The organism is Microlunatus speluncae (assembly GCF_009299835.1).
Lineage (GTDB): Bacteria > Actinomycetota > Actinomycetes > Propionibacteriales > Propionibacteriaceae > Microlunatus > Microlunatus speluncae.
This window is the reverse complement of record NZ_VKCZ01000014.1, coordinates 864,114-882,972: the sequence shown is the minus strand read 5'-3', so window position 1 is coordinate 882,972 and position 18,859 is coordinate 864,114. Positions and strand designations below refer to the sequence as shown.

Below are 18,859 nucleotides of genomic sequence, written 5' to 3'. Positions count from 1 at the left end.
ACGTCACAGCAGCGGCGTCGTCCGCGCGGGATCCCGGACGAAAACCGCCGCGATGACCAGGAGCAGGCCGATGCCGACCGCGCCGAGGAAACCGGCCGGGGCACCGAAGTGGTCGATCAACTGGCCCAGCCCGGCGGCCCCGGCCGCCACCCCGGCGGCCATCCCGGTCGACGTCCAGCCGAGCGCCTCGGTCAGCCGGCTACCGGGCACCGACTCCTGGGTGACCGAGACGGTCGCGATCAGGGTCGGCGCGATGGCCAGCCCGCTCAGCACCAGCAGCAGGGCGACCACCACCGGCTGCTGGACGAACAGCAGCGGCACCATCGACGCGGCCAGCAGCGCGGCGCCGATCCGGAACCGCCGGGCCGGCGTGACCCGCCAGGCGATCGCGCCGGTGATCACCGCGGAGATCAGCGACCCGGCGGCCCAGGCCATCACGATGAACCCGGCGAACGGCAGGATCCCGGCCGCGTCGGCGAAGGCGACGATCACCACCTCCATGCCGCCGAACAACATGCCGAGCGCCGCACAGGCGAGCACGATCGGGATCAGCCGTCCGGCCGACAGCGCGGGCCGGACCTGCACCGGGTCGGCCGGATCGGCGACCGGTGGCTGGCTGCCGCGCTGCGCGGCCAGCGCGAAGGCGCCGGCCAGGCCGAGCACGACGCAGCTGACCAGACCGAGGGCGGGATGGATCGAGGTCGCGACGAACGTCGCCAGCACCGGGCCGACGATGAACACCACCTCGTCGACGATCGCCTCGAAGGCGAACGCGGTGCCGAGCAGCGGCGAGTCCCGCAGCCGGTGGCTCCACCGGGCCCGGACCGCCGAACCGGCCGACGGGTAGCCGAGGCCGACCCCCACGGCCGCCAGGCAGGTGATCCACAACGGCAGCCCGACCAGCACGGTGATCAACAACACGGTCAGGCTGAGGTTGCAGATCAGCGCCGCGATCACCAGCACCCGGCCCTGACCGAGCCGGTCGATCCGCCGTCCCCACCACGGCGCCGCGACCGCGCCGGTCAGCGTGGCGCAGGCGGTGACGATCCCGGCCTGGCCGTACGAACCGGTGATCAACGAGATCAGCAGCACGATGCTCAGCCCGGTCATCGACACCGGCAGCCGGGCGACGAACCCGGCCACGCTGAACGCCAGCGCCGTCCGGTCCGACAACAAGGTGAGGTAAGCGCCGAACCCGGTGCGCGTCGCGGCCGTCGTCACCCGTTCTCTCCCCACTGCGTCGTGCCCACTGCTGGTTTGCGAAGATCGTCGGCGTGACTGGTCCCGCCGTTCCCGATCTTCAGCCGTACGACGCCGTGGTGCTGGTGTCGTTCGGCGGTCCGGAGTCCGCCGCCGACGTCGTGCCGTTCCTGCGGAATGTGACCAAGGGCCGGGGCATTCCAGATGAACGATTGGCCGAGGTCGGCGAGCACTATTCTCTGTTCGGCGGTCGCAGCCCGATCAATGATCAATGCCGGGAGTTGATCGCCGCGCTGGCGGACGAGTTCGACCGGCGCGGGATCAGCCTGCCGATCTACTGGGGAAACCGCAACTGGAATCCGTACCTGTCCGACACGCTGCGCCAGGTCGAGGCCGACGGCCACCGGCGGGTGCTGGCGGTGATCACCAGCGCCTACCCGTCCTACTCCTCCTGCCGCCAGTACCGGGAGAACCTGTACGACGCCGCCGACGGCTCGGAGCTGGTGATCGACCGGCTGCGGCACTACGCCAACCATCCCGGCTTCGTCGAGGCCTCGGTGGCCGCGGTGATCGAATCCCTGCAGCTGCCCGAGGCCGGGACCGACCCGCGGTTGATCTTCGTCACCCACTCCATTCCGACCACCATGGCCGAGGCGAGCGGCGACGGCGGTTACGTCGAGTGGCACCGGACCGTACTGGCCGAGGTCACCCGCCGGGTGAACGAGCGGCTGGGACGGGAGCTGATCGCCGAGCTGGCCTACTGCTCCCGGTCCGGTCCGCCGAGCCAGCCGTGGCTCGAACCCGACGTCAACGACCGGCTGGAGCAGCTCGCGGCCGAGGGCGTGCGGTCGGTGATCACGGTGCCGATCGGCTTCATCTCCGATCACATGGAGGTGATCTTCGACCTGGACACCGAGGCCGCCGCGACCGCCGAGCGGGTCGGCCTCGGCTTCGTCCGCGCCGCCACCGCCGGGGTGCGGCCGGTGTTCGTGGCCGGGCTGGTCGACCTGATCGAGGAGCGGGCCGCCGCCGCCCGCGGCGAGCAGCCGGACCGGCCGGTCGCCGCCGGGACCGCGGGCTGGTACGAATGCCCGCCTGACTGCTGCCGGAACCTGCGTGAGCCGGACCGGCCGGCGCTGTGCCAGAGCTCGAACACCCTCCAGGACCGACGCGTGACTCAGGGGCGATGACGATGACCAAGACCGTGCGGGCCGCCGTGATCGGCTACGGAGCGATGGGCCGCAACCATGCCCGGGTGCTGGCGTCGCTGCCCGGCGTCGAGTTGGTGGTGATCGTCAAGCCGTCCGGCGATCCGTCCGGGTCCGCGCCGGCGCCGGTGGTGTCGTCGCTGACCGAGGCGCTGGCGTACGGACTGGACCTGGCGGTGGTCGCGTCGCCGACCTCGAACCATGCTGAGCTCGGCGCCGCCCTGGCCGACGCGTCGGTGCCGACCATGATCGAGAAGCCGCTCGCCGGGACCGTCGGCCAGGCGCGCGACCTGGCGACGGTCTTCGCGGGCCGCGGGGTGCTCGGCTGCGTCGGTCACATCGAGCGGTACAACCCGGCGACCCGGGCGCTGCGGCAGCGGCTGGAGCAGGGTGAGCTGGGGGAGATCTTCCAGGTCAGCACCCGCCGGGTCGGCCCCTTCCCGAGCCGGATCGCCGACGTCGGCGTGGTGCTCGACCTGGCCACCCACGACATCGACCTGACCAGTTGGGCGACCGGCCGGTCGTTCGCCGACGTCGGGGCCCGCACCGCGCACCGGACCGGCCGGCCGTACGAGGATCTGGTGTCGGTCAGCGCGCGGCTGGACGACGACACCGTGACCAGTCACCTGATCAGCTGGCTGTCGCCGTTCCGGGAACGCTGCATCGTCGTCACCGGCGAGCGCGGCGCCTTCGTCGCCGACACCCTGACCGGGCAGCTCACGTTCCACGCCCCGTCCGGCGATCGGACCATCTTCGCCGCCGATCGGACCGAGCCGCTGGCGGCGGAGCTGGAGGCCTTCCGGCAAGCGGTGGCCGGTGGCGCGGCCGCCGACCTGGTCACCCTGAGCGAGGGCGCCCGGACCGTCGCCGTCGCCGAGGCGATCTTGGAATCGGCGCGGACCGGCGAGACCGTACGGCTCGATCCCGCCTGACCTGGGAAGACGTGACGCGACCCGCACCGCATTGAATCGGATGGCGACGGTCGCGGGATTATCATGTCCGGCGAGCTTGACTGGGTTTGTGCGGAATGACGTGCGTGTGAACGCCTTGATGGAGAGGAGCCGACGGGTGCCAGAGCTGCGCCGGCTGCTGGCCGAGGTGCGGGCCAATCGGATCTATCCGACCGCCTATCGGGCCGTCCGCCGGATGCACCGGCGGGTGATGGACGGCGAACTCTTCTCCGCCGGCAGTTCCACCCCGGCCGAGATCGAGGTCGTCGCCGGCGAGCGCCGGGACGAGTTCTGGGCCCGGCTCCGGGAGCGGCTGGCCGAGCGCGCTGTCCCGTACACCAGCGGCGGCAGCGATCAGGAGTGGCGGCCGCGGCTGCACCTGCGGGAGCAGGATGCCGGTGCGCTGTTCGAGATCCTGACCGAGCTGGCCGGTTCGGCCCGGCCGGCCGACTCCGCCCCGGGCGTCCGGTGGCTGCTGTATCAGCAGGGCCAACAGCCGCACCAGCCGATCGAGGGGATCGGCCGGGACTATCACCGGCGCCGGTTCACCAAACTGGATCTCTGGGTGTTGGAGCGTCCCAGCGTCGCCGCGCCGGCCAGGCGACCCGAGGGTCTGTTCACGGTGATCGAGATCGACTTCTGGGGTTCGCCGGAGCGCTCTTTCCGGGCCGAGCCGTATGCGGTGGCGCCGCGCTACAACGCGGTCGCGACCTCGATGCGCTGGCGCGAACTGAATCAGCTGCTGGGCGTCGACGACCCGGCGACCCGGGCGGGCGACCTGGCCGAGGTCGACCAGCTGCCCGACCTGGATGCCCGCGACTTCCCGATCGACCTGGTCTACACCTGGGTCGATGATCAAGATCCGAACTGGCAGGCGATCAAGAACGAGCACCTGCCCGACGGGTCCAAGATCACCGTCGGTGAGGGCCGCGCCGATCATGCCGAGCGGTTCCGGAACCGGGACGAACTGAAGTATTCGCTGCGTTCGATCGAGATGTTCGCCCCGTTCGTCCGCAACATCTATCTGGTGACGATGGACCAGACCCCGGCCTGGCTGAACACCGACCATCCGCAGCTGACCGTGGTGTCGCACTCCGACATCTACGCCGACCCGCAGGCGCTGCCCACCTTCAACTCCAGCTCGATCGAGACCCAGCTGCACCACATCAACGGGTTGGCCGAGCAGTTCATCTATTTCAACGACGACGTGTTCCTGGGCCGGCCGTGCAGCTGGCGCGACTTCTTCTGGGCCAACGGAGCCGCCAAGTACTTCCCGGCCACGCACACCGTGTCGGCCAACCTGATCGATGATCACGCCGAGGAGTATCTGGTCGCCGACCGGAACGCGATCCGGCTGCTGGAGGCGGAGTTCGGCCGGAGCGCGCACGCCGGCATGATGCACACCCCGCATCCGTCCCGCCGGTCGGTGCTGCAGGAGCTGGAGAAGAAGTATCCCGATCAGTTCGCCGATTGCGCCTCGAGCCGGTTCCGGTCCCGGCAGGACCTGCGGCCGATCGCGTTCTTCGGCCACCACTACGGGTTCGCCACCGGCCGGGCGATGCCGGCCGAGATCAGCAACCGCTACCTGGCGTTGTGGAAGCCGCAGATCGCCGCCCAGCTGGCGAATGTGTTGCGGACCCGGAAGTACAAGACCTTCTGCATCAACGACGTCGGCGTCACCGACGATCGCGAGGACGAGGTGAACCGCCAGGTGGGGTCCTTCCTGGACGCATACTTCCCGCTGCCGAGTCGCTTCGAACGGGCCGGATGAGCGAGCGCCGGCCGGAGCTGTCACTGATCGTTCCGTGCTTCAACGTCGCGCCCTATCTGCCCGAGTTCCTGGCCTCGGTCGCGGCGCAGCGGATCGAACCGGGCGAGGTCGAGTTGATCTTCGTCGACGACGGCTCCACCGACGACACCGCCGGCCTGATCCGGGCCTGGATCGATGATCATGGACTCGATGATCAGGGATCCGCTCGGCTGATCAGTCAGCCGAACGGTGGCCTGGCGGCGGCCCGGAACGCTGGGCTGGCCGAGGCGCAGGGGGAGTGGGTCAGCTTCCCGGACCCGGACGACGTCCTCGGCGCGGACTACCTGGCTGTGATCACGAACTTCCTCGGCTCGGCCGAGGCGGCCGGCGTGGCGCTGGCCTGTGCCCGGGTGTTGATCTTGGACGACGCGACCGGCGAGGTCGCCGACAGCCATCCGCTGCGCTATCGCTTCGGTGCCGATCCCGAACCGGTGATCATCTCGGCCCGGCAGCGGCCGGATCGGATCCACCTGCAGGCGGCGTCGGCCTGTTACCGGCTGGACCGGCTCCGATCGGCCGGGCTGGAGTTCGACGGTCGGGTCCGGCCGAACTTCGAGGACGGCCAGCTCACCGCGCGTTACCTGTGGACCGAGGACGACCCGAGGATCGCGTTCCTGCCGGCCGCCGAATACCGCTACCGCCGCCGGGCCGACGGCAGTTCGCTGGTGCAGACCAGCTGGCGGCAGACGGGCCGCTACACCGACGTGGTCGAGCACGGTTACCTGGCAGTGTTGCGGGAGTTGGCCGAGCGGCACGGCGCGGCTCCGCGCTGGGCCCAGTTGCAGGTGCTGTACGACCTCTTCTTCACCTTCCGTGAGGACGAGCGGCAGCACGCCGCCAGCGGCGCCCTGGCCCCGGAGGTCACCGACCGGTTCCACGCCCTTCTTGCCCGGCTGCGTCCGTACCTCGAGGACTGGGTGATCGAGGACTACGCGATCACCTGGACCTCGGACCGGATGCGGCAGGCCCTGCTGCACGGCTACGCCACCGAGCCGCACCGGCCGGCCGAGGTCCGGATCCAGCGGCTGGACGCCGAGCGCCGGCTCGGCCTGGTCCGCTACTACTTCACCGGCCCGGTCCCGATCGAGCAGGTCCGCTACGACGGCCGGGTGATCATCCCGGCCCACGCCAAGACCCGGGCGGTGACCTATCTCGGCCGGGCGCTGCTCTGGGAGCGGATGATCTGGCTGCCGACCCTCGGCGAGCTGGAGATCAGCCTCGACGGCCGCCCGGTCCCGATCGAGCTCGGCCCGCCGGAGCGCCGCCGCTATCGTACCGACGCCGAGCAGCTCTGGCAGCGGCTGGCCCGCACCGCACCGCCGACCGAGGACGATCGTCCCGCGCCGGTGAGCGACCAGACGGCGCCCAGCCGCTTCGAAGGGCAAGGGCGGCAGCCGGTGCGAGCGGTCAAGCTCGCGAAGCGGTTGGCCCGGCGCGCCGTTCGCCCGATCAGGTCCGCCCTGGCGACGAAGCCGGAGCCCGAGGTCGTACCGGTGGATCCGACGCCGAAGGAGCTCAAGCAGCGGGCTGCCGGTGAAGAGGCAACGGCGGCCTACGGCGACTGCTGGCTGTTCGTCGACCGGGACGTGCAGGCCCAGGACAACGCCGAGCATCTGTACCGCTACGTCCGCGAGCAGCGACCGGAGATCAACGCCTGGTTCGTGCTCCGTGCCGACAGCCCGGACTGGTCGCGACTCGCGGCCGAGGGGTTCCGAATGATCGACTTCGGCTCGGCCGAGCACACCGTCGCGCTGTTGAACTGCCGGCACCTGCTGTCGTCGCAGGCCGACCACTACATCTCCCGGCCGCTCGACGTCGCCGTCTTCGGCAAGCCGCGCTGGCGGTTCACGTTCCTCCAGCACGGCGTGATGCAGGACGACCTGTCGCGCTGGCTGAACAGCAAGCCGATCCAGACGTTCGTCACCTCGGCCCGGCCGGAGTTCGACGCGATCACCGGCGACGGAGGTGGCTGGAACTTCACCACCAAGGAGGTCCGGCTGACCGGGCTGCCGCGGCACGACGCGCTGCTGGCCAAGGCCAAGATCATCGAGGAGACCGGCGCCGGCCGACGACTGGTGATCATGCCGACCTGGCGCCGTTGGCTGCTCGGCCCGGACACCGAGAGCAACGACCGGGCGGCGATCGACGACTTCTTCGGCACCGAGTACGCCATCCGCTGGCGGGAGCTGATCACCGATCCCGGGCTGGCCGAGCTCGCGACGGAGGCGGCGACACCGATGATCTTCGTACCGCACCCGAATCTGCGGCGGTACTTCACCGCCGACAACTGGCCGGTCGAGGTGTTCGACTACGCCACCGGCGACCTGCAGGATGTGCTGGCCCGGGCGTCGGTGTTGATCACCGACTACTCCTCGATCTCGGCCGAGGCCGGCTACCTGCAGCGGCCGGTGCTCTACTACCAGTTCGACCGGGCCGCGTTCTACGGCGGATCGCATCTGGGTCGGTCGGGCGGGCAGGTGCCGGACGGTCTGCGGTTCGGTCCGGTGCTGGATCGGGCCGCCGAGGTGGTCGACCGGGTCCGGGCGATGGCCGAGCGCGGGTTCACCGCCGAGCCGGAGTATCTGGACCGGATGGTGGCGGCGTTCCCGCACCGGGACGGTCGTTGTTGTGAACGGGTGGTCGAGGCGGTGCGGGCGAGCCGTCGGCCGGCCACCGAGGACGAGATCTTCACCGAGGCGCCGGCGACGAGGTCGAGCGCTCCGGATCATGCGGGGGTGAGGTAACGTGACGCTTTCCATGTCTGACGAGCCGGTGGCGAAGAAGGTCCGAGCCGGGCTGAAGTCGCTGCGACGGAAACGGGAGACCGAGCCGGCACCGGAGCGGCCGCCCGGCCGGTCGGCGGTGCCCGGCCTGCTGGCCGCGGCCGGCATCGTGCCGGCCGACCGGCCCGATCAACGCGTGATCATCCTGGCCCAGGGCGACACCCGCGGTGCCGTGGTCGAGTGGCTGACCGAGTTCGCCGGCATGCGGCTGCACGTGGTCTCGCTCGACGCCGATCCCGAATGGGAGCTGGAAGCCCACGGCGCGGTGCACCATCGGGCCGAGACGTTGGACCAGTACCACTGGCTGCTCAAGCCGCTCGGCCCGGTCGACGTGCTGGTCGATCTGCTGCCGGTCGACGACGCCCAGCACCTGCTGACCTGGCAGCGACTGTTTCTGCACCTGCGGCCCGGCGGCCTCTGGCTGGTCGACCGGCGCGGCCAGGACCAGTCCGCCTTCACCGCCACGTTCGCCTCCTGGGTGCAGACCGCGGTGGCCGCCGGCGGCACCGAAGACGTCGGCGCCAACGCCCGCGATCTCGAGCTCGGCGCATCCACCGCCGCGGTCACCATCAGCCGCGACCTGCTGATGATCAAGAAGCGGTTGTGGCATTTCCTGAAGCTCCGCGACGCCGAGACCAACCGGGTGCTGGAGAGCCGGGAGCCGAAGCTGCGGATGCGGGAGCTGGCCAGCCTTCGCGGTGGCAAGCTCGCCATCGATTCCAAGATCGTTTCGCACGAATCGTCGGTGCCGATCCCGGACCTCGAAACGACCCTGACGTATCCGGAGCTGCATCTGCGGCACTACACCGGCAAGATCGCCTACGTCTCCAACGCGCTGGTGCACGGCGAGGCCACGATCCTGCCCGACTCGTTCCGGCACCATCTCGAGGCGTCGCCGCGCAACGTCCGGGTGAACAGCATCTCCGCCGCCTGGGGCCGGATCCGGCAGGACCTGCGGCCGCGGGACACGCTGCCCGGGAACTACTACCAGCTGGATTGCGAGAACCCGGGCCACTTCGGCCACCTGATGACCGAGGTGATCTCCCGGCTCTGGGGCTGGGATGCGGCCAAGGCCGAGATCCCGGACCTGAAGGCGCTGTTCCGGATCAGGTTCCCGCACGAGCGCGACCCCGCGCTGGAGCGGCGGCTGTTCACCGCGTTCGGGATCGACGAGGCCGACATCACCTGGGCCGATCATCCGGTCTATGTCGAGTCCCTGGTCGCGGCGACGCCACAGTTCCACAACCAGCGGCCGCATTACGTGCATCCGGGGTTGATCGACACCTGGCGGCGGATCGGCGCGAAGCTGATCGACCGGACGGTCGAGGCCCACGAAAAGATCTTCATCTCCCGCAAGGACAACCTGTCCAACCGGGTCTGCCGCAACAGTCGCGACGTGGAGCGGTGGTTCGCCGATCGCGGCTTCACGATCATCTATCCGGAGACGCTGGACCTCGGCCAGCAGGCCGGTGTCTTCGCCGGTGCCAGGGTGATCGCCGGCTTCGGTGGATCGGCCCTGTTCAACGCGATCCACGCCGAGAAGCTGGACACGATGATCATCCTCAACCACGAGTCGTACACGGCCCGGAACGAGCACTTGATCACCGCCCTGCTGGACTGCGACGTGCACTACTTCTGGAGCCGGTCCGACGTCGCCCATCCGCCCGGCGGCTGGTCGGAAGAGGCCTACTACTCGAGCTGGGAGTTCGACTTCGACCACAACGCGGTCGAGGTGGAACGGCTGCTCGCCGAGCTCTGAGCCAGGTCGTGTTCACCGTCACCGAGCGGGCCGCGTTGCGCCGATCGCTGGTCGACCGGGCCCGCGCCGACCCCGACGTGATCGCGGCCGCGGTCCTCGGCTCCGGCGCCTCCGGTGAGGAGGACGACTGGTCCGACATCGATCTGGCCCTGTGCCTGCGGCCGGACGCCGATCAGGACCGGGTGGTGCAGCGGTGGACCGACGTGATCTTCGCCGAGCACGGTGCGGTGCACCGGCTCGACGTGGCCGCCGCGGGCGCGCTCTACCGGGTCTTCCTGCTCGAGTCGTCGCTGCAACTCGATCTGTCGTTCTGGCCGGCCGCCGAGTTCCGGCCGCACGGCCCGACGTTTCGGCTGTTGTTCGGCGAGGCGCTGCCGCCCGCCGAGAAGACCGAGGTCGATCCGGCCCGGACCATCGGCTTGGCCTGGTTGTACGGATTGCACGTCCGGTCGGCGCTCGCCCGCGACCGGACCTGGCAGGCCGTGATCATGCTCGACCACCTGCGTGATCAGGTGCTGCAGTTGGCCTGCCTGCGCCACGGTCTCAACCCGCACCAGGGCCGGGGTGTCGACCTGCTGCCGGCCGAGGTGCTGACCGCGGTGGCGACGGCGCGGGCCGGCTCGGTGGAGACCGCCGAGTTGACCCGGTCGGCCGCGGCGCTGCTGGAGCTTCTGGCCCGAGAGACGGCGGCGCAGGATCGCGTTCTGGCCGGCGTGCTCGAGCCGGTGTTGCGGCAACTGGGAGAGGTGTCATGACCGGTCGGGTGATCGTGATCAACGGAGGGTCGAGCTCGGGCAAGAGCACGATCATCCGGGCCCTGCAGGACGTGCTGTCCGACCCGTGGCTGACCTTCGGCGTGGACGACTTCGTCGACGCGCTGCCGCCGCGGCTGACCTCGGGCGACGGCGGGATCGACATCGCCGCCGACGGCACGGTCGGCGTCGGGGCGGTGTTCATGGAGCAGGAGAACCTGTGGATGCAGGGGATCGGCGCCATGGTCCGGGTCGGAGCCAAGATCATCATCGATGATGTCTTCCTCGGTGGACCGCACTCGCAGGGCCGGTGGCGGGCGGCCCTGGAAGGCATCGACGTGCTCTGGGTCGGCATCCGGTGCGATCCCGATGTCGCCGAGGCCAGGGAGAAGGGCCGCGGCGACCGGCCGGTCGGGATGGCCCGGCAGCAGGCCGAGCTGGTGCACCGGGGCGTCGCGTACGACCTGGAGGTGGACTCGTCCGTGCTCACCCCGGCCGCGGCGGCTGAGGTGATCCGCGCCCGGGTTTGATCGGGCACCAATTGCGGTCAAGGTCTTGCCATATTTGCCGGTCACCCTGAAACTTTCTGACATGGCAACGCTGCGGCACGACCTCCGACGACGGATCCTTCTCTGGGGCGCGCTGCTGGCGCTGCTCACCACCGGGCTGACGGGTGTTCCGCAGCCGGCCCGGGCCAGTCAGCAGACGATCACCATCGATCAGACCCGGGTCGACCTGGTCTTCAACGACCCGGTGGCGAACGGCGAGGACCGGGCCCAGCTGAACAAGCTGGTGTCCCTGTTCGACGGCGCGCCGGCCGGCTCATCGGTCCGGATCGCGCTCTACAGCATCACCGCGAACTTCGTCTACGACGCGATCGCCCGGGCCGTCGCGCGCGGGGTCGAGGTCTACGCGGTGCACAACGGCGAGGACCAGAAGTCGACCGACGACTCGCCCAAGGCGCTGGCCAACCTGCTCGGATCGCGGCACCACTGGTGCGACCACGGCAGCGCGACGCTGGCGTACGGCGGCGGCTGCCTGTCCAACAGCAACACCGGCCTGATGCACATGAAGTACATCCTGTTCTCGCGCACGAAGGACGCGTCCGGCACGGCGCGGGACTGGGTCACCTGGGTCAGCTCGGCCAACATGACGTACGCCTCCGGGGCGAACCTGTTCAACAACACCTTCGTCTTCTACGGCGACAAGACCCTCTACGACGGCTTCGCCAACGAGATCTGGACGCCGCAGTGGAACGAGGTGACCTACCCGGGCAACGACTTCTATGTCGCCTCCGGGCCGCGCGGCACCTTCGGTTCGGAGAACTCCAACACCACCGTGTACGCGTCCCCGGAGCAGAACACCGACCTGGTGCTGAACCGGCTCAGCTACGTCAACCCGGACGCGGACTGCCGGATCCGGGTGATGCAGGCTTCGATCAACGACACCCGGATCGACGTGGTGAACGCCCTGGTGGGGCTGAAACAGGGCGGCTGCAAGGTCTGGGTGTCGGTGGGGGCCATCCACGCCAACGCGCTGGCCGCGTTCAAGGCAGCCGGCATCCCGGTCCGCAAGTCGCCGGTGCACGACAAGCTCTTCCTGATCTCCGCCAAGTACGCCGACTCCGCCGCGCCCCGATCCGTGGTGCTGACCGGCTCCCACAACCTCACCCTGTCCGCGCTCCGGCACAACGACGAACTGTTGATCAAGATCACCGACAGTCAACCGATGTACGACGCGTTCTACACCCACTTCAACGACGCGTACAACACGGGTTCGGCTCTCTAGCCGCGGATGAGTCCTAGTCGCGGGCGACGGCCGGCGTGCGGGAGGGGTTTCGGTTCGGGGCGGGATCGGCCCAGACCAGGTCGGCGACCCGGGCCGCCGCGTGGCCGTCGTCGCGCGGGGCGAACCGCTCGACGAAGGCCCGGTAGCGATCACCGTAGCGGTCGAAGAAGTGCGGCAGCTCTCGTAGCTCCTGCTCGACCCGAGCCTGATCACGGCAGATCGGGCCGGGCGCGGTGGCTTCGAAATCCAGGTAGAAGCCGCGCGTGCTGTCCCGGTACGTCTCCAGGTCCGGGGTGAGCAGGATGATCGGCTTCCCGGTCACCGCGAAGTCGAACATCACCGACGAGTAGTCGGTGATCAACACGTCGGCCGCCAGCATCAGGTCGTTCAGATCCGAATAGTGGGTGGCGTTGATCACCGACTTCGGCAGGTTGATCACCGACTCCGAGGTGTTGGCATGGCCGCGGATCAGGAAGGTCTGGCCGGGCAGGTTGGTCTGCAGCCGGGCGAAGTCGAGATAGCTGACCAGCGCGTACCGGTTGTTCTTCGTGACGTTGTCCCGCCAGGTCGGCGCATAGAGCACCGCGGTCTCCGCATCCGGAATGGCGAACAGCCGGCGGATCGCGTGCCGCCGCTCCTCGGCCTCGGCGCCGAGCAGGGCGTCGTTGCGCGGATAGCCGGTGTTGATCACCGGCCCGGAGTAGCCGAACGCCCGGGGCAGCGCCTCCGCGGCGAAGTCGTTCTGGGCGATCAGCTGATCCCAGGAGCCGGCCTCGCGGATCATCAGGGCGCGATAGGAGAGGGAGAGGTTCGGCGCCGGCACGTCGTTGCCGATCTTCTTCAATGGCGTCCCGTGCCAGGTCTGCAGATACGTCTGGTGCTGACCCTTGCGGAAGTAGAACGGGAAGTTGTTGTTGTTCACCAGATAGCGGGCGCCGGCCAGCACCTCCATCCACTCCCGGGAGTGGATCAACAGCGGAGTGCCACCGGGCGGGGCCTGCACACCATGATCATCAACGGTCCAGAACAGCTCCAGACCAAGATCACGCCGCAACAGTTCCTGGTGCAGGGCCAGCACGGAATCGCCGACGGAGCGGCCGTTGAAGCATTCGAACAACACCGCGTCCCGGGGCTCGACCGGACGATCATCGAGGAAGATCTGGTGCAGTTGGCGTTGCGCCAGCCGGCCCCGCTCGTCCGGTCGGTACGGCTTGCGCGGCTTCACCCAGAGCGCCGCGGCCTTCGGCGTCCGACTCAGCCGGACCGCGCTGGTGGCACTCTGCAGGTCCAGCGGGAACCGGTCCTGCAGCCCGTCATCGACCCGGACCCAGCGCTCGACCTGGCTGCCGTCGGCCTCGGTCGGCATCATCCGCAGGCTGAACCCGCCGGCGGAGAGCCGGCGGCCGTAGTCGGAGAGCAGCGGGACCCGGCCGGTGAACCGTCCGGTCTCCGGATCGACCTCGGCCAGCACGGTCGAGGTCTGCGCGGCCGAACCGGCGATCCGGAGCTGATACTGGTCGAGCACCGGTGTGGACACCGTGCCCTGGACGACCAGATAGTCCTCGTCCAGCTCAACCCCGTCGACCGCGGCCCACCAGTGGTTCTGCAGCAGCCGGAGGGTGCCGATCCGGGAGCAGATGGCGCGCAGCCGGGCCTGGGTGGGGGAGAGCCGATCCAGCTCGTTGGTGCTGCCGGGCCAGATCATCCGCAGCCGCCGGTCGACGCCGGGGATCAGCCGGAGGTTCCAGACGTGCTCGTCGGCCCGCAGCTTGCGGTCGATGATCTCCGGCAGCGTCACCTCGAACGTGGTCCGGTCGCCGTCCGGCAAGCCCGGCACGGTCAGCACCTGATGCAGCGTCGGCGCGGCCAGCTCGAGGCCGGTGATCGGCGCGCCGGCCACCGTGACCCGGACGGTCAGGTCGGTCACCTCGAGCGATTCCAGGGTGACCGCCGGCGGCTCCTCCAGCTTGAGTTGCAGTCCCTCGGCGGAGGTGAACTCGACCACCCAGCGGCCCTGTTCGGTGAGCGCGTTGATCGGCAGCCGCGACGCCGAGCCGCGCAGATCGCGGCGATTCAGCGGACCCTCCCGGACCACGCCCTGCGCCTCGACCTCGGCCCGCAGGGTCCAGCCCCGCAGTTGCGGCGACCGCCGCTGGAACTCGTCCAGCAGGTCGGTGTCGATCCGGGCCACGAAGCCGGTCGCGGCGTAGCTGTTCCAGGCGTCGCCCGACTCCTGGTCGACCAGCGGGTCGGTGCACCGCTCCAGCGGTACGGTCAGCGCCGCGGTCTCCACCTCGGATCCGGTGCTCCCGTCGGGCACCAGTCGCAGCCGGAGGTCGGTCAGCTGATCGCCCGACAGGCCGGCGATGTAGGCGTGCCCGGCGATCCGGAGCACCCGGTCCTCCCAGTCGACCCGGTCGACCCGGGTGACGAAGCCGAGATCGGATTCGGTCAGCCGGAGCAGCGACCGGTCCGGCGCGATCACGGCCAACTCCTCGTCGTAGCTCGGATCCAGGAACACGCCGTCCGGCTCGGCGACGGTCGGCACCCGCCAGCCGTATTCGCTGCGGGTGGTGACCAGCCGGGCGACGATGTCGCGGCGGTCGGCCACCGCGGCCAGGGTCGGCAGCCGGTCGACGATCGGGATCTCGGTCCAGTCGCTGACCTCGAGATCCTGGGCCAGGGCGGCGGCCGCCCGCTGCAGCTTGGTCCAGTAGTCCAGGTCGGTTCGCGGCACCTGCTCGAAGTAGGACCGGAGGTCGAAGCCGATGGCCTTGGCCAGCCAGGCGGAATAGGTCGCCGGATCGGTCTGGGCGCGCAGGATCTGCCGGACCCGGCCCTTCACCGCGAGCCGGTCGGCGAGGTCATCCGGGTCGGCCTTCTGCTGGGTGATCGACGACCCGTCCTCACGGACCCGCCAGTCGTAGGTCACGGCCGACAGCACGTCGAAGGTGCCGGCGACGTACGCGCGGGCGGTCGGCTCCTGGTCCTCGTACCGGATGCCGACGGGGAACTGCTGCACGACCCGATGGAAGAAGTCGGTGGCGAACAGCTTGTTGCAGACGAAGACGTCCTTGAGGATCTCCGGGAAGTCGCCCACCCGCAGCCCGAACCGGTCCTTCGCGTGCACCGTGCCGGCCCAGTCCGGCACCCAGCGTCGCTTGCCGGCCATCCGCCGCGGCGTGCCGATGGCGAAATCGGAGCCGCTGTGCCGCAGCGCCGCGACCAGGGTGGCCACGGCATCGGCCGGCAGCACGTCGTCGGAATCGACGAAAGTCAGAAAGGCGCCCTTGGCGTGTCGCAGCCCCGTGTTGCGGGCCGCACCCAGCCCCTGGTTGCGCTGCCGGATGATCCGGAACCGTCGATCGCGGCGCGCGTAGGCTCGGGCGATCTTGATCGAATCGTCGGGCGAGCCGTCGTCGATCAGCAGCACCTGGAGATCACGATGGGTCTGGTTCGCGATCGATCGCAGGCAGGCCTCGAAATACGCCTCCACCCGGTAGAACGGGACGATCACCGTCACCAGCCCGCTCGGGCGATCCAGCACGACCTGACGGACCGTTCGGACCGCGTTCCGGAGCATGGGTGGAGACTTTTTCTGCCAGTAGGTCTTGACCACGTCCGGGACGGTTGGGGGCATCGGCTACGCATCCTCCTCTGAACGAGCAGGGAGATTACACCAATTCATGACCAGTCGGAGCGAGTCCGAAACTGGATCGGGAAAGCGATGTCACAGGCTCAGGAAACCCGGTCGCCGAAGCCGGAATTTTCTGACTCTAGATGCGTTGAAGGTCCCGACACGAGGGTTGGGAGGGAACGCCGACTTGAACGATGTGATAAGTATGCGCACGACTTCAGCAGTCAGGCTGGGCGATCAACCCCAGGAAGGGAACGATGGCGACCGATTACGACGCCCCACGTAAGACCGAAGAGGAACTGAGCGAAGACAGCATCGAGGAGCTCAAGACCCGCCGCAACGACAAGAACTCGGGGACGGTGGACGAGGACGAGGCCGAAGCCGCCGAGAGCTTCGAGCTCCCGGGGGCCGACCTGTCGCACGAGGAACTCACGGTTCGGGTGCTGCCACGGCAGTCCGACGAGTTCACCTGTGCGGGATGTTTCCTGGTACGGCACCGAAGCCAGATCGCGGAACAGAAGGCGAACGGGGACGCCTACTGCTTCGACTGCGCGGGCTGAACCCGGGCAGCATCCCGAACGCCCCCTCTCCGGGCGACCTCACAACGAGATCGAGGCGTCACCTCCGATTCGGAGGTGACGCCTCGGCGTGTCTGGCTCGGATTCAGATCTTGAACTTGATGCCGGGGATGGCCGACGGCGCGGACCCGGTCTGCTTCGACCACCGCTTGGCGGCGAGCCGGGTGACCAGCAGTTGGGTCACCCCGACGCCGACGCCGCTGGCGATGGCCCAGCTCACCGCGACCTTGACCGGAGTCTCCGGGTCGGTCGGACTGGGTGGCGTGTCACCCGTCGCCGCCTTCCAGGCGGTCGTGATGATCTTCTGCGCGGCGATCGTCGAGACTGCGCCGAGCACGCCGATGTAGACCTTCCACAGCAGTTTCTGCTCCACACGCGCCAGGCTAGCCGAAGTGCCCTGCGGTTAGGGTGATCGGCGTGCTGTATTCGGAGCGGCTGAGGTCCCCGCTGTCCTGGTGGCTGGTGGCGTTGCTCGGCGCCCTGGCACTGTGGCCGGTGCTCGGGGTGGCGATCGGCTGGTGGTGGGGCCTGGCGGTCGCGGGCGCCGTGTTCGCGGTGATCGGCGCGGTGTTGCTGTCCGGATCGACCATGATCATCGTCGACGGGTCCGGGCTGAAGGTGGGCCGGGCGTTCATCGAGCACCGGTTCGTCGCGAGCTGCCGGCCGTTGGACGCCGAGCAGACCCGGGAGCGGCGGGGCCGGGGTGCGGACGCCCGGGCCTACCTGGTGCTCCGGCCGTACCTGCGGGACGCGGTCGAGGTCGAGCTGGCCGACCCGGCCGACCCGGTGCCGTACTGGTTGATCTCTTCCCGGCATCCGGAACGTTTGGCCGACGCGCTGATCAAGGCCGCGGCCGAGCCGGGCTCGCGCGGGTAGTGTCCTGCCGGTGACTGTGAGTGCCGACGTGCTGACGTCGACCGCCGAGGCGATACGGGTGGAGCTGAAACGGCTCGATCCCGGACTCGAACCGCCGAGCTACGCCCATCCCGGTGACGCCGGGGCCGACCTCCGATCGACCGAGACCGTCGAGCTCGCGCCGGGGGAGCGGCGACTGGTCGGCACCGGGATCGCGATCGCGCTGCCCGAGGGCTTTGCCGCGTTCGTGCATCCGCGATCCGGGCTGGCCGCCCGGCACGGCGTCACCGTCGTCAACGCGCCGGGCACGGTCGATGCGGGCTATCGCGGCGAGATCAAGGTGTGCTTGATCAACACCGACCCGCGGGAATCGGTGACGATCAGCCGCGGTGATCGGATCGCCCAGTTGGTGGTGCAGCGGGTCAGCCGGGCCGACTTCGTGACGGTGGACTCGCTGCCGGAATCGGTCCGCGGCAGCGGCGGTTACGGCTCGACCGGCGGGCACGCCGCAACCGAGCCTCCCGCATGACGCTAAGGTGCGGCAGGTGATCTTTCGACGGAGGAAGCGCCGCGATGACGGCCAGGGGGAAACGGTGGCTGAAGAGGTCGCCACCGAAACCCCGACGGATGACCTGGCCGACGACGACGCGACGGACTCCGGACCCGCCGAATCCGACGACTCCGTGACCGACGAGTCCGCTGCGCCCGCCGATTCCGACGAGACGGCTGAGTCCGACGAGACGGCTGAGTCCGACGAGACGGCTGAGTCGGCTGAGTCCGACGAGACGGAACCCACGGGTGCGGCGGACGCGACCGGTGCGGCCGATCTTGACGTGGACGAACTCGATCAGCAGGACTGGCGCGCCGAGGGTCCGTACGACATCGCCGAGTTCGATCTCGAGTCCGGCGAATCGGTGCCGCGGATCGATCTCGGCAGCATGATCATCACCGGGTTCGAGGGGGCCGAGCTGCGGCTGCAGGTCGCCGACGAGAACCAGCAGATCGTCTCGGCGATGCTGATCAGCAAGGATTCCGCGCTCGAGCTGGGTGCGTTCGCGGCGCCCCGCAGCGGCGGGCTGTGGCCCGAGTTGCGGGAGGAGCTGACCGAAGCCGCCACCGGCGCCGGCGGTTCGGCCGCCGTGGTCGAGGGTCCGTTCGGGGTTGAGCTGCGCCGGTTGCTGCCGGTGCAGACGCCGGACGGCGAGCAGGGCTACCAGCCGTCCCGGATGTGGGTGGCCGAGGGGCCGCGCTGGCTGCTCCGCGGGATCGTCTACGGTCAGGCCGCGCTGGTCGACGGCCTCGAGTCGCCGGTGGCCGAACTGCTCGCCTGTTTCCGGGCGACGGTGGTGCGCCGCGGCGACGAGGCGCGGGCGCCGGGCGACCTGTTGCCGCTCTCCCTGCCGCGGACGGAAGAGTCCGCCGCCGAGGATTCGGAGGGCCTTGAAGGAGCGGGATAATGGTGGTGTGGATGCCCGGATCGGGTTTCCATTCGAATGACTCGGTCACCAAGACAGGCTGAGCACGCAACCGCGACATCGG

General features: G+C 69.5%; 15 protein-coding genes. 12 read left to right on the top strand and 3 right to left on the bottom strand.

Annotated features, from left to right (window positions below; all coding sequences use genetic code 11):
• Positions 1 to 3: 3 nt before the first annotated feature.
• Entirely contained in the window at positions 4 to 1,221 is a 1,218-nt protein-coding gene (locus FNH24_RS20785; protein ID WP_152364090.1) for an MFS transporter, read from the bottom strand.
• Positions 1,222 to 1,274: 53 nt separating this feature from the next.
• Between FNH24_RS20785 and FNH24_RS20780 the strand changes: the two genes are divergently transcribed.
• The 8 genes from FNH24_RS20780 (at position 1,275) to FNH24_RS20745 (ending at position 12,250) form a co-directional block, all read left to right on the top strand.
• A complete protein-coding gene (locus tag FNH24_RS20780; RefSeq protein WP_152364089.1) occupies positions 1,275 to 2,390 on the top strand; it encodes a ferrochelatase in 1,116 nt (371 codons plus the stop codon).
• A 2-nt stretch (positions 2,391 to 2,392) separates the two neighbouring features.
• Positions 2,393 to 3,340, top strand: coding sequence for a Gfo/Idh/MocA family protein (locus FNH24_RS20775; RefSeq protein ID WP_152364088.1), 948 nt, complete (start codon positions 2,393 to 2,395; stop codon positions 3,338 to 3,340).
• A gap of 136 nt (positions 3,341 to 3,476) precedes the next feature.
• On the top strand, positions 3,477 to 5,129 hold the full coding sequence (locus FNH24_RS20770; RefSeq protein ID WP_161606237.1) for a stealth family protein: 1,653 nt from the start codon (positions 3,477 to 3,479) through the stop codon (positions 5,127 to 5,129).
• The gene (locus tag FNH24_RS20765; RefSeq protein WP_152364086.1) at positions 5,126 to 7,912 is read left to right on the top strand and encodes a bifunctional glycosyltransferase/CDP-glycerol:glycerophosphate glycerophosphotransferase; all 2,787 of its coding nucleotides are present in this window, start codon (positions 5,126 to 5,128) and stop codon (positions 7,910 to 7,912) included. Before FNH24_RS20770 ends, FNH24_RS20765 begins: the two co-directional genes overlap by 4 nt.
• Before the next feature lie 13 nt (positions 7,913 to 7,925).
• Positions 7,926 to 9,710 (top strand): glycosyltransferase family 61 protein, encoded by a 1,785-nt coding sequence (locus tag FNH24_RS20760; RefSeq protein ID WP_152364085.1) that lies wholly within the window; start codon positions 7,926 to 7,928, stop codon positions 9,708 to 9,710.
• Between the two features lie 8 nt (positions 9,711 to 9,718).
• Entirely contained in the window at positions 9,719 to 10,465 is a 747-nt protein-coding gene (locus tag FNH24_RS20755) for a nucleotidyltransferase domain-containing protein (RefSeq protein WP_152364084.1), read from the top strand.
• The gene (gene cpt / locus FNH24_RS20750; protein ID WP_175047893.1) at positions 10,462 to 10,992 is read left to right on the top strand and encodes a chloramphenicol phosphotransferase CPT; all 531 of its coding nucleotides are present in this window, start codon (positions 10,462 to 10,464) and stop codon (positions 10,990 to 10,992) included. Before FNH24_RS20755 ends, cpt begins: the two co-directional genes overlap by 4 nt.
• A gap of 61 nt (positions 10,993 to 11,053) precedes the next feature.
• Entirely contained in the window at positions 11,054 to 12,250 is a 1,197-nt protein-coding gene (locus FNH24_RS20745; protein ID WP_152364083.1) for a phospholipase D-like domain-containing protein, read from the top strand.
• Positions 12,251 to 12,263: 13 nt separating this feature from the next.
• On the opposite strand, the gene FNH24_RS20740 is transcribed toward FNH24_RS20745, so the two are convergent.
• The gene (locus tag FNH24_RS20740) at positions 12,264 to 15,890 is read right to left on the bottom strand and encodes a bifunctional glycosyltransferase/CDP-glycerol:glycerophosphate glycerophosphotransferase (protein ID WP_152364082.1); all 3,627 of its coding nucleotides are present in this window, start codon (positions 15,888 to 15,890) and stop codon (positions 12,264 to 12,266) included.
• A 254-nt stretch (positions 15,891 to 16,144) separates the two neighbouring features.
• Here FNH24_RS20740 and FNH24_RS20735 point away from each other — a divergent pair, with 254 nt between their 5' ends.
• A complete protein-coding gene (locus FNH24_RS20735; RefSeq protein ID WP_152364081.1) occupies positions 16,145 to 16,447 on the top strand; it encodes a DUF4193 domain-containing protein in 303 nt (100 codons plus the stop codon).
• 103 nt (positions 16,448 to 16,550) lie between these two features.
• Here FNH24_RS20735 and FNH24_RS20730 read toward each other — a convergent pair whose 3' ends face one another.
• A complete protein-coding gene (locus FNH24_RS20730) occupies positions 16,551 to 16,838 on the bottom strand; it encodes a DUF4235 domain-containing protein (protein WP_152364080.1) in 288 nt (95 codons plus the stop codon).
• Positions 16,839 to 16,882: 44 nt separating this feature from the next.
• Here FNH24_RS20730 and FNH24_RS20725 point away from each other — a divergent pair, with 44 nt between their 5' ends.
• The 3 genes from FNH24_RS20725 (at position 16,883) to FNH24_RS20715 (ending at position 18,777) form a co-directional block, all read left to right on the top strand.
• Entirely contained in the window at positions 16,883 to 17,341 is a 459-nt protein-coding gene (locus FNH24_RS20725) for a DUF3093 domain-containing protein (protein ID WP_161606236.1), read from the top strand.
• A gap of 16 nt (positions 17,342 to 17,357) precedes the next feature.
• Positions 17,358 to 17,849, top strand: a complete 492-nt coding sequence (gene dut / locus FNH24_RS20720) for a dUTP diphosphatase (RefSeq protein WP_246187002.1) — start codon at positions 17,358 to 17,360, stop codon at positions 17,847 to 17,849.
• A 64-nt stretch (positions 17,850 to 17,913) separates the two neighbouring features.
• Positions 17,914 to 18,777: a DUF3710 domain-containing protein gene (locus FNH24_RS20715; protein ID WP_161606235.1), complete on the top strand. Its 864-nt coding sequence runs from the start codon at positions 17,914 to 17,916 to the stop codon at positions 18,775 to 18,777.
• Positions 18,778 to 18,859: the final 82 nt, after the last annotated feature.